Below are 12041 nucleotides of genomic sequence, written 5' to 3' on the forward strand. Positions count from 1 at the left end.
GATAAATTAGTTTTAAACCCAAAATTCAATATATTTGATAATGGACAGGAAATTTGTTTTTATAACTCTGAAGAGGCTAAAGGTACTGTTTTGAGAGGCATGGGAGTTGGATTTTTCCGTAGAATAAATATAAAACAGATTCCTTTGCAATTGGATGTAAAGGTATTTAGTTCGAATGAACCTATTGAAGAAGAACTATGGAGTGCTTTTTTGGATTCTTTAATCGAGAAAAAAATTCTAATTGACGAAAAGGAGATTTTTAGTAAACATAATACAACAGAAATTAGTAATGTTACTCTCAGTCTATTCGGTAAACCTATAATCATTATACAAATGATAGAGCTTCTTCAAAAGGTAGGGTTTCAACATTTTATTGTTGAACGAGATGATACATTAGATTTTTCGAATTTTAATGAGTTAACTATTGAAACTGTATCATCGGTTAAAGATATAAGCAAAAGTAGTAGTAACATCGTAATTTTTATTGATTCATCTGCAGATATAAGGAAAGCTAGGTATTTAAATGAAATATCAATTAGTAACGGTATTCCCTTTTTAAGTCTTAGAATTTATGCTAGTTCTTTTGAGTTGGGTCCTTTGGCACTACCCGGTCAGAGTGCATGTTTTGAATGTTATTGGCAAAGACTTCAATCTAATAGTGACAATACTACAGAATGGTATTTAGATCATTTATCAGAAAACATAAATTTACCAAAGTCAGCCGAAGTAATTCTAAATCAAAACATTGCGTTACAGTATCTAACAATGGAATGTTTACGTTTCTCTTTGCAAGAGAAAGTGCCTATTTCCCTTGGACATATTATTTCTCATGACTTCGATAAAGGAAGGTTAAGGAGCTCAAGTATATTAGAGGTTCCAGGATGTGAAATATGTAATGTAGCGGGAGGAATATATAATGAAGCTACAATATACGGATGCTGACCAATTAGTAAAATCAATTTTAAAAAAAGAACCAGATGCTACTAAGTATCTAAATTCTTTTATGAGTCTAGTTGATCCCTCCTTAGGTATTATTCGCTATTTTGATAAAGAACAAGATTATTATGGTGACGAACCAAATTTTACTGCTTTTCGTGCAGAAATCTTTCCTACTAGTAATTATTCTCACGGAGGATATAAGACAGTAAAAGCTGAAGGTGGGCGGTCGCTATACCCTGATCAAGCAAGGGTGGGGGCTTTATTTGAAAGTTTTGAAAGATATTGTTTATCAATTTATAAGATTGAAAGATTAATATATTCTTCATTCAATCAGTTAACACAGTCTGGGGTTATAGTTGAAGATCCAATGAAGTTCGTCTCTAGTGAACAAAGTGGCCGAGAAGAGTTACGCGAGGAGAAAATGATGTGGACCTCTGCATGGTCCATTCGTTATGGAAAAGAAATTTTAATTCCTGCTCAGTGTGTTTATTTACCCTACCAATTTCAACAAGGTGAACCTGTCTTAAGAGATCCATTAACTACAGGGGCTGCTGCAGGTTTGACTTTAGGTAAAGCAATTCTAAGAGGATTGTTAGAAGTTATTGAGCGTGATTCAACTATGATTGTTCATTATAGAAAAATCAAGTGCCAAGAAATTGATCTATCTCAAGTTTCGGGAACTCTTAAATCACTTATTGATTCTCTCAAACGATATAACTTAGAATATAAAATTTATGACTATAGTTTAGACATTCCTGTTCCCGTAGTGGTTTGTAAGATAATAGATCGTTCGGGAGTGGGGCCAACCTGTACAGTTGGAGCAAAAGCCTCTTTTAGCCAGGAAAGTGCCATCCTCGGTGCCATTCTTGAAGCAGGCAGCTTACGATTAGGAATTCGTGGAGTTATGGAGGAAGCACGGAAAGAATCGTTAATAGCATTAAATGACTATTCTAAATTAGATACAGCGAACAGACGGTCGTTTTTATGGAGCCAACCAGAGATGCTACATCACTTAGATTATCAAGATGATTCAAACGAGAAATCTATTAAGTTTAAAGAATGGGATGAAATGAACGAAGAACGACTTAAAGAATTAATTAACGTTGTGTTAGAAAAGGGTGGCGACATAATTATAAAAGATGTTACCACTTATGATATAGGATCTTATGGCGTGAAGGTTGTAAAGGTAATAGTTCCAGGTCTTCAACCCATGCACTTATTTGAACCTGAATGTAGCTTTTCAAACAGGATATTAGAATTTGGTGGTGAAAGAATGAATCCTGATTCTTTAAACATGATTCCTCACCCATTTGGATAACTGGAGTTGAATGACATTGCATAATAGAAAGAGCTTTCAAATATTTCATGATAACAGTAAAAATGCGCATGTTACACTTGGAAATCAAACTTTGACAAATCCTAAAAATTGGCCTAAAGAATGGACTGAAGTAGAAGAAAAGACGCACCCGCGGCTACTTAATATTGAGCTCTCTAAAGATGACGTCTCTGTTGAAATGAAATTAATAGATGCAATTCATCTTAGAAGTTCATGCAAAACAAATAGTAGTGACCAACCTTTAGCTTTAAAAGATCTCTCTACGTTGATAAGAAATTCTGTTAGCTTCCGTAAACCCCATCAAACTAAAGATTTGAATATTGGAAGAAGAGTATATCCTTCTGCGGGTGCAAGATTTCCGTTGGAATGCTATATAATCGTTAATAATATTGTAGGTTTAGAAAAAGGTTTATATCACTACGAATTATCAAAAGAGAGTTTAGCTCTACTATTCCACAAAAATTTGGAAAGGGAAATAAAGGAAATATTTGGTGAAGATCTTGTTCATTCAAGAGCAATTATTATTCTTACTTCAGTAATGAATAGAAATATAATGAAGTATGGTGAAAGAGGCTATAGATTTGCATTAATAGAAGCTGGTCATTTAATGCAGAATATATGCCTTCTTTCCACAGCAATGAATATTCCTATGGCACCCATTGGAGGTTTTGTTGACGTGCTCGTTTCTAGATTACTTGATTTAGAAGAAACGAGAGAAATCCCCTTATATTCTTGTGTACTACCCTGAGGTTTTTCAGGACCAATAGAAAAAATTAGAGTATAAGATATAAAAAAACTGGAATTATTATTAATAAATTCGAGATTGAATAAAGTGTAATATAATAGATCAAGCAGTAAGCTTGATCTATTTACAAGAAAGGAGGCCTTTTTGTTATTTTTTTACAATGTTGAATGCTTATTGTGCAAAAAAATCTTTGAGCTTGATGAAAATAACTCTCAATATAAAAAATTTAAACTAAACATGAAGGGTAAATATATCTGTAATAGCTGCAAAGAAAAAATAGAATCTGATGCTAGAAAAATGATGCTTTGAGATATTAATTAATCCCTATGTGTATTTACGGTCTCTTCAAACTTCTCTAAATCATTAATAATGCAATCCATAGCTTCTTGCCAAAAGTAATTTTCTTGAAGATTAAGATTAAAGTGTTTTAATATAAGATTTTCTATGGTCATACTTCCAGTGTCTTTTAGTAATTGTTCGAAATTTTTTACGAAATCTGTACTATTTTGTTTAAATCTACTTAAAAGAAAATTGCTAAACAGACAGCCAAAAGCGTATGGAAAATTATAAAAGGGTACCATTGTTTTATAATAGTGGTTTTTCGAGCACCATGAGGAAGGATTGTAATTTTCAATCATATTCCCAAAAGCTTTCTTTTGCGAATGTTCCATTAGTTCATTTAATCTTTCAGAGTTCAGAACTCCGTGCTGTCTATTTTGATACAATTCGTACTCGAAGAGAAATCTAGAATAAATATCTAATAAAAAAACGACATTGTTTTCCATCTTTAAATTCATATAAGATAAAATATTTTTAACACTAGACTGTTCGTTGATAATACTATCTGTGACTATTAATTCAGTCAGCGCTGATGCTGTTTCTGCCATACTCAAGGAGTAATTTTGGGACAGTATAGGTAAATCATACAGAACATGATAATGATAAGCATGACCAAGCTCGTGAGCTAATGTAGTAGTATAGCTAAGATCGTTAGGTACATTAATATATACTCTGGACTGTTTTTTGTTCGCAAAATTCAAACTAAAGGCACAACGCTTTTTGGTAGGATCATTTTCAGATTTTATCCAACTTTCTTGAAAAAAGGTATGGATAAATTCCTTGAAATCTGTACTAAATGAGGATAAGCCATCTATGATGAGATCAACAGATTGGGAGTGTTCAACGGTATTGTCGGATTTCAAAATAGGAGCATTTAAGTCTTCCCAGCTTAATCGGTCTTTTCCTAATATCTCTGCTTTAATTTTCAGATATTTATGTAACTTATCTTTATTAAGTTCAATCACTTCCCACATTTTCCATAACGAGGTTTCGGACATATTGTTAATGTCAAACAAGGCTTCTGTTAAGAAAGAATCTTTATTTAAAACCTCATAAATAGCTAGCCTAAACCCAGAAAGATTGTTTAGAATCGAAGCAAATAGATCCTGGTTTTCGAACAATGTCTTATTTCTTATTTCAAATTCTTGCTTTCTAATATTCTCATGCATATTAAATTCATTGGTTTTAATATTACTAAAATGCTTTATTTTTCGTTGTGTTTCTATTTCCACCTTTTTCAAGAGAGTGGAATGGAGCTCTTCCCAAGAATGCAAGCCAATTGGTGTAAGACTATTGATTATTCTTATTACAGTTGGTGAGGTAAAACTACGAGAATTATATCTTCTTTTTTCAAGAGAAAAGCTAATAGGGTAGACCAATTCATCTGATATAATAATAGACCAATTTTCTTCCGGGATTTTTCCAATGTAATAATCTACAAAGAAAGAAGCTGTGAAATATGATGAAAGTAACCTTGTAACTATTTTTTTATATTTAATTACATTTACCTGATCCGTTTGAAGACAAACCAAATACCCATTTGCAAGACCTAAACGTTCAATAATATCTTGTAGTTTCTTAAATAGGGATTGAATGTTTGAGGGTAAAATATCTCTTGGACTCTCTAAATAATCAAGTTGTTCACAAAAAAAATGTAAATCAGAATCTAGTGTATTCAAAAATTGACGAAATTCTTGATAATTATTTTTGTTTGAAAAGATCGAATTTAAATTCCATTCATTTATAGGTATCTTCAAGTCAAAATCTCCTCATAAAATTAGTTAAAGTAATAATAGAATATTATCATATATTGTAAATATATCAAAAATTAGTTAAGTTGGAGTTGAGTGTGATGAAAAAAGAACTAAGTGAAGAAACATCATTTCTAGAGTTTTCTAAAGTGAATAAAAGTTTAATGCCATTTAAACACTTCTATGCTGAGAATGTATTTACAGAGAAAGTGAGCAACAATCTTTTAGAATGGATTAAAGACAATGATTTGTTTGTTCAAAAAAATGAACAATTTTACAGAAATTCATGGTTCAACATTACACCAGAGAACCTTCCTGCGGAATTAAAAGATGTTTTCTCAATTGAAGGATTAAAAATTTTAAAGAAAAAAGTAGAAGACATTTTCGAAGTTTCTTTTTTAGAAGATATTCTTGTTTTTGCTCAAAAATATGTGAAGGGAGAAGGAACATTAATTCATACAGATTATATGGAGCCAATAAATAGGGATTACCAATATTTCTTTACTCATAGAATGATTGCTTACTTAAACGATGGATGGAATGAAGAAATGGGGGGGACATTTGGAGTGTTTAGATCATCCAATCCATCAGATATTGTAAACACGTTTGTTCCTAAACATAACTCAGCAGTAGGTATTGCTCATGGTCCTCACTCTTATCATGCGGTTAGTGGCGTTACTAATGGAGTTCGATATGCCATTCAATTTAATTTTCTGTCTAAGGAATTGAAATATGAAGGGGAATAAATCTAATTCTCTAAAAAATCTAACAAAAACTATTTGCAACACGTCCTATGAAGATGTTCCTACTGCTCACTTTGACCAAATAAAACTATCAATCTTGGACTCATTAGGGGTAGCTTTAATGGCAAAAAACACTCAGGATTATAAAAAAATACATGAGTTTTATTGCTCTTTGGGAGGAGGTTCTAGTTATGTTTGGGGAAGTAATAAGAAAGTGTCTTCTTTAGATGCAACATTTTTGAATATTTATGCTGGTCATCGAAATGATTTCGATAATATTCTATATGGTACATTTGGTCACCCTTCAGTTATTTTATATCCAGCCTTAATTTCTGTTTACGATTATATGGAAATAAGCGGAGAAAGATTATTGAAATCCATTCTAATCGGACTAGAGACTATGACAACATTAGGAATGAGTTTTGGATGGAGTCTTAAAGAGAAAGGATTTCATCCTACGTCTGTTTTAGGAGGATTTGCGATTGCATCTTCCTTAGGGTGGATGCTTGAATATCCTGATGAAAAGCTCCGAAATGCTTTTGGATTAGTAGGTGCATCAATATCTGGTTTTAAAAGCAGTTTCGGTACTTTATCAAAGCCATATCAAGTAGCTGTATCTGGAAGAGAGGCTTTGTCTGCGACCTTATTACTTCATAATGGGGCAGAACTAATAAGTGAAGGAAAATGGCTAGAAAACCTATCACTATTATCTGGAGTTTATGAAAATGATTGGAATTATAGGGGATTTGGAGAACCATGGATTCTCGATGAAATGAATTTTCTATATAAATTTTATCCTTGCTGTGGTTATTTTCATCATGTGATGATGGAAGTTTCAAAAATCCTTGAAAACACCAATGAGGATAGAGAGTTTGTGGAGAAAGTCCACCTAATCCTACCTGAGTTTATTAAAAATGCTAGCATGTTTGATGAACCGAATAATATAGACGAGGCCAAATTCAGTATTTTATTTAATCTTGCGTTAGTGCTAATCTACGAGGATCTAACATTGGAACTATTTACAGAGAGAGAAGTACAAAATCCTACTGTAAAAAGGGTTATGGAAAAAATTGAAATTAAGTATATAAAAGATGAAGATGCCCTTAATGATAAAAATCAAATAAATGGTTGGGTTAGGTTGGAGTATAAGAGCGGGCAAGTATTGACTGGTACTATAAAATTAACTGATAATGGAAGTGAAGTGGATTTTAATAGAATCTATGAAAAGTTCTATCAGTGTGCAAGATCTTCGTTAACCGTTAAGCAAATTGATAAATATGTAGATTATATTATGAACATAGAAAAAAAAGATTCGCAGGAATGGATAAGATTACAGGAGAATTTCTTTTAGATGTAAATAGTAACCATTTTGTTCATTTAGGAGGCATTCATAATATGAGGTTAGATTCCAACTCATTATTTAAGTCTAATAAACACTTCCGCTTATTTTGGTCAGGACAAACCATTTCTATGTTTGGTTCCCAAATAACAGTAATTGGACTACCCTTAACTGCTGTTTATTTACTTGGTGCGAACCCATTTCAAATGGGGCTTTTTCAAGCAATGGCGACTATTCCCTTTTTTATTTTCAGTTTATTTGCAGGGGTGTGGATTGATCAAAATCAAAAGAAACCTTTGTTAATATTATCCAATTTGTTAACGGCTTTTTTCTTACTTTTAATTCCTTTATTTGCTTGGTTAGGAATGCTGAACTTTTTTATGTTCTATTTCATTGTCTTTTTATCTGCCACTTTTTCAATGGTCTTTGAGCTTGCTTACCTTTCATTTTTACCTGTTATTGTAAAGAGAGAAGATTTGTCTGATGGGAATAGTAAATTAGAAATAAGCCGGTCAATAGCACAAGTTTCTGGACCAAGCGTTGCTGGTGTTCTTATTTCAGTTTTAACAGCCCCTATAGCAATTCTCATTGATTCTATATCTTATATTGTTTCTACTATTTTTATATGGAGGATTAAAGCTGAAGAGCCAAAGCCAATAAAAGAATTCGATAGTAGTATATTCAAGAAAATTGGAGAAGGGATGGGTCTTCTAGTCAAGCATCCCATTTTAAGATCTATTTCTGCTTCAACAGCAATTCTTAATTTTTTTAGAACAGCATTTGACGCAGTTTACATTTTCTTTATAATAAAAGTTTTAGGAATTAATCCTACTCAAATTGGAATAATCTTCGGAGTAGGTAGTATAGGAGGAATATTAGGAGCATTTTTTTCTCGAAGAATTTCAGAAAAATTTGGCATTGGCCCTTCTATTATTGGTTCCGTTGCTATGGTAACTGTGGGTAGCATAATTGTTCCTTTTGCTAATGAACAAATAATAATTGCAATGACATTGCTCATATTAGGTCAAATTATAACAGGATTTGGTAATACTGTATATTTTGTAAGTCAAGTGAGCCTTAGGCAGTCAATTACTCCAATGGAAATATTGGGAAGGGTTAATGCTAGTAATCGGTTTATCTCTCGAGGAGCTATGCCTTTAGGAGGTATTTTCGGAGGATTACTGGGGACATTCATAGAATTAAGATTAGCTTTGTTGATTCTGGCTATTGGATATATACTAGCAATATTATGGTTAAGTATTTCTCCTGTTAGAAAAATACAAACAATTGAAGATGCAGATGGGTATAGAGTCCAAGCCTAGATGTTCCTTTCCCAACCTCGTTTCTCTGATTCTAGTTTGGGATTTTCTCTAGTTTGGGTGACGGTTCTCTAGACTGCTAATGTTTGGCATCAATCGCAATGTATTCTTCTTGGAAAACCTCAAATTGCTGATACTGATAAAATTATCTATTAATCTCTAAAGATTAAAAAAGTTTACTTTATTAGAAACGTGATTTAAGAAGCAAACATTACCACCGTCACTTCTTTGAAGAACTAGCGGAATTAGGTATAAGATAAATATATTAAAGCAATCCATTTTTTATTGGTGGATTGCGCTTATTACCCCTCGGATGCCATCAGCTTTATTATCGAACTTAGCTGGAAAATATTAATTCCGAGTATCCTCCAGATCTTACAATACTCAATGCACTGCACTCTCTGCATTAAATTAAAACAGCCAAAGTTAGATTTTTAATAAATAATATTATTCCATTAATCGTTGGTTATTACGGTTGAAAAATTTGCCATTATGCTATTGCTATACACTTTGAAGCAAGAAATCAGGCTCCTCCAAAGGAGGAAAAGCCCAGAACCGAAACCATATTCTGAAGGACTGTGTTTATTTAAAATTTGTAATTATGAAATCAACTTACATAGGTGCCTTAACAAAAAATTAAAAATCTAAATAAGCTATTCCGATTAGCTTATTTATCTTGGAAGAGAAAAATGTCAACTTAGTATCCTTGTATCAATCATTTCTTTATTTAAAAATTTTTGTGCTAATTGTAATATACCTTTACGTTATTGTGACGAAGCAACTATGTTGGGGAAGCAATGTAATAATTGTGGTAGAAGGTTAGATTACTTTATAGAACCAGAAGATTTATCAATAGCATATATTTCAAATGAACTAAGAAAATCCGAAGATTGGTTATTCATGTTATCTCATAAAGAGATATTTCAGAAACATGATGGTTTTTCAATAATGGAATCATTAACTATTACTTACTTATACTTTATAAGTCTTCAAGACGACATAACAAACATCCCTATCCCTCATTTTATTGATTTTTACAATTGTCAAATTTCAAGTTTAGCGAAAAAAAAAATAAATAAAAATCGAAATATCACGCCATTAAATCTACTAAGAACTTTAAGGTATTATAAAATTTCGTTAAAAGAATTTAGCGCTATTGATGTCCCAAAATCTTTTTTAGATACTATAAAAAGAAATGGTAATTCAGAAGGCGACAAATATGAGTTAGGTAAGTGCCCAGCCCCTTGGTGTAAAGGTGATGATGATTCTTCAACACTTATTAAATTAAACCAAAGAAGGATAAAGTACACTAAGACTACATACTGTACAAAATGTAGTCTCACCTATGGGTATAATAGAGAATCCCAAGCATGGGAGAACACTGATGGAATAATAGAAACATACTACACCTTACTCCCTTATTTAAAAGAGTTAAGTGATTTAGAAAGTTTGTTTTATAAAGAAATTGAGTTAGATGATAACATTCTTAATAAAACTATTGGATACTCATTAAATAATAGTTTAATACAAAATGAACTTTATCGACCAACACATATAAATTCTAAACAAGGTATATTGAAGAATTTATTATTGAAGTCAAAAAATGTCGGTAAATTAAAATCACTTGCTAAAAAAGACTATAACTGGAATCAATTAGAGTTTTACTATATCTACTATACTAAGGAAATTCAAGAGCATATACAATTTTTGATTGATGAAAGCAAGAATCAGGAAACAAAGACAAAAGATAAATGGAGATCGAAAATAAATGAAGCTATTACTCAATTAATAAATGAAGATAATGATATCTCAATAGGAGTTGTTGCTAATTTAATTGGATGCAATATAAAGACGATTAAAGTAAACTGCCTAACACAATTTATATTGGAGGCAAAAATTAATCAATTTAAAATGAGACACTTAAGACAAGAAAAAGAGTTGAAACCAATATTTGACCAATATTTGAATGAGTGTTTATATGAAAACATAAAGCCCACCTGTATGGAGGTCTACACATTATTAGGTGTTACGAAGATAACAATAAGTAAAAATTATCCTGACTTATATGAATATATAAAATATAAAATATCAATTGCTAATCGTTTATTATATGAAACTATAATAATGAAATATAAGAATTTATGTGGACTTGCCATAAGAGAAATTACCGAAAGGGGAGAAAGTTTATCATACTGTAAAATACTAAAAAAGGCAGGTTTGCAAGAATATTATTGTAGGAGTTATCCTGATTTAAGAACATATATTGACTATGAAATTAGTAAACTAGCTAAGGTCAATTAGTAATTTAGTTTATTATTAAATAGAACGCTATATTGGATATACAAACTTTAAAAATTCACTAAAAAATTACTGATAAGAAGGTTTTCAACTAGTTATAGCAACATAAAGGTCCTGCTCTCCCACAAAATGTATTATTTGACGCTTAAGTATAAAAAGAGATCTTCAAAGCCGAGGATCTCTTTTAATTGGTTTAATCAGTACCATTTAACTTCAGAATTAACCATCTAACTATGAAACCAATCAAAAAGTAATAAAAAAGAGAATAAATATAGTGCCATTTCACATTTTGAACAAGAGTGTATCCAAACGGAAATTGGTTCGCCCACAAACGCAAAAGAAATACCAAATATGAGGAGTTCTAGTGTCTAAAACACGGAACGTAACATATACCATTAGACAGTATTTTTCTTTTCGATAGCACAACTACATTTCCATAACATCCTTTAACTAATTAAAGCCAATGCGATTTTGGTTAGTATCAAAGGTGATATTTTTATATAGAAACGATGCCGCCCCTATCTAGTGCGCTAGTATAAGCTTAAATCACTTCGTGTCAAATAAGTTTATGTCAACTGTAATTATTGAAACCAATATTTTATGCCATCAGTAAATATTGTAAATGACAATTTTATGTTATTATTTCATGCTTATTTACCCCTTTTTTATGACAGTTGTAATTATTGCTCACATGAAGATAAAAAGCATTGGAGATTCCTCACCGAGAGTGAAATCAGAAAAATATTAGATGTACCTTGATGGTTTGAATTCCCTGAACACACGAACATCACAAGACGATTTGAGATGTTGGGACAATCTTTAAGTTGCCAAGTGATTAAAGCGATAGCTAACACCATTGCTGCTACATTTATGAAACAAGCCTTTAATAAGGTTAGTGAGTCAATGAAATCGGTAAAAGAGAAAGCTGAAAATGCTATTTCAATAGCAACAAATGGTCAGCTTGAATTAGTTTTTTAGTTAGTAAAGATGGTGTGGATCATGTCCTACCATCTTTTTTATTTTAAGTAAAAGTGTCATAGACTTTAAGATAATCTGTCCTAACGTTTTAATATCAAATGACATAGAAGAAAAGCTTTCAATCGATCGTTTGTCACCTAGCTAAATGTTTACAAATTTCGCTTACCATAATTGATATATTTCGATTTCATGCTACAATATAGAAAGTTAATTGAATGAGCTAAAGGGAAATCCCCTTAATGTATGTATTTCAC

General features: G+C 31.6%; 10 protein-coding genes. 9 read left to right on the top strand and 1 reads right to left on the bottom strand.

What is annotated here, in order from left to right:
* From ACOI1C_RS14670 to ACOI1C_RS14685, 4 genes are all read left to right on the top strand, one after another.
* Positions 1-942, top strand: a 942-nt coding sequence (locus ACOI1C_RS14670) for a hypothetical protein (RefSeq protein WP_422511252.1), incomplete at its 5' end; no start/stop codon positions are given.
* Complete coding sequence (locus tag ACOI1C_RS14675; RefSeq protein ID WP_422511253.1) at positions 917-2257, top strand: YcaO-like family protein; 1341 nt, start codon at positions 917-919, stop codon at positions 2255-2257. The genes ACOI1C_RS14670 and ACOI1C_RS14675, both read left to right, overlap by 26 nt.
* A 16-nt stretch (positions 2258-2273) precedes the next feature.
* On the top strand, positions 2274-3023 hold the full coding sequence (locus ACOI1C_RS14680; protein ID WP_422511254.1) for a SagB/ThcOx family dehydrogenase: 750 nt from the start codon (positions 2274-2276) through the stop codon (positions 3021-3023).
* A gap of 141 nt (positions 3024-3164) precedes the next feature.
* Entirely contained in the window at positions 3165-3329 is a 165-nt protein-coding gene (locus tag ACOI1C_RS14685; RefSeq protein ID WP_422511255.1) for a DUF2197 domain-containing protein, read from the top strand.
* 8 nt (positions 3330-3337) lie between these two features.
* Here the strand turns inward: ACOI1C_RS14685 and ACOI1C_RS14690 are convergent, their stop codons facing one another.
* The gene (locus tag ACOI1C_RS14690; protein ID WP_422511256.1) at positions 3338-5116 is read right to left on the bottom strand and encodes a hypothetical protein; all 1779 of its coding nucleotides are present in this window, start codon (positions 5114-5116) and stop codon (positions 3338-3340) included.
* A 95-nt stretch (positions 5117-5211) separates the two neighbouring features.
* Between ACOI1C_RS14690 and ACOI1C_RS14695 the strand changes: the two genes are divergently transcribed.
* From ACOI1C_RS14695 to ACOI1C_RS14715, 5 genes are all read left to right on the top strand, one after another.
* The gene (locus tag ACOI1C_RS14695; RefSeq protein ID WP_422511257.1) at positions 5212-5856 is read left to right on the top strand and encodes a 2OG-Fe(II) oxygenase; all 645 of its coding nucleotides are present in this window, start codon (positions 5212-5214) and stop codon (positions 5854-5856) included.
* The gene (locus tag ACOI1C_RS14700; RefSeq protein WP_422511258.1) at positions 5843-7204 is read left to right on the top strand and encodes an MmgE/PrpD family protein; all 1362 of its coding nucleotides are present in this window, start codon (positions 5843-5845) and stop codon (positions 7202-7204) included. Before ACOI1C_RS14695 ends, ACOI1C_RS14700 begins: the two co-directional genes overlap by 14 nt.
* A complete protein-coding gene (locus ACOI1C_RS14705) occupies positions 7174-8514 on the top strand; it encodes an MFS transporter (protein ID WP_422511259.1) in 1341 nt (446 codons plus the stop codon). The genes ACOI1C_RS14700 and ACOI1C_RS14705 overlap by 31 nt, the downstream gene beginning before the upstream one ends.
* A 780-nt stretch (positions 8515-9294) precedes the next feature.
* Positions 9295-10812: a hypothetical protein gene (locus ACOI1C_RS14710; protein ID WP_422511260.1), complete on the top strand. Its 1518-nt coding sequence runs from the start codon at positions 9295-9297 to the stop codon at positions 10810-10812.
* Positions 10813-11613: 801 nt separating this feature from the next.
* Positions 11614-11787 (top strand): hypothetical protein, encoded by a 174-nt coding sequence (locus ACOI1C_RS14715; RefSeq protein ID WP_422511261.1) that lies wholly within the window; start codon positions 11614-11616, stop codon positions 11785-11787.
* The last annotated feature ends 254 nt before the right edge of the window (positions 11788-12041 follow it).

The sequence above is a fragment of the Bacillus sp. DJP31 genome (genome assembly GCF_049310945.1).
GTDB lineage: Bacteria > Bacillota > Bacilli > Bacillales > SA4 > Bacillus_BS.

Excerpts from the sequence above, each read along its gene's own strand:
- ACOI1C_RS14710 (WP_422511260.1), top strand. The coding sequence starts at position 9,295 with ATGTTGGGGAAGCAATGTAATAATTGTGGTAGAAGGTTAGATTACTTT.
- ACOI1C_RS14715 (WP_422511261.1), top strand. The coding sequence starts at position 11,614 with ATGTTGGGACAATCTTTAAGTTGCCAAGTGATTAAAGCGATAGCTAAC.
- ACOI1C_RS14675 (WP_422511253.1), top strand. The coding sequence starts at position 917 with ATGAAGCTACAATATACGGATGCTGACCAATTAGTAAAATCAATTTTA.
- ACOI1C_RS14695 (WP_422511257.1), top strand. The coding sequence starts at position 5,212 with ATGAAAAAAGAACTAAGTGAAGAAACATCATTTCTAGAGTTTTCTAAA.
- ACOI1C_RS14700 (WP_422511258.1), top strand. The coding sequence starts at position 5,843 with ATGAAGGGGAATAAATCTAATTCTCTAAAAAATCTAACAAAAACTATT.
- ACOI1C_RS14705 (WP_422511259.1), top strand. The coding sequence starts at position 7,174 with ATGGATAAGATTACAGGAGAATTTCTTTTAGATGTAAATAGTAACCAT.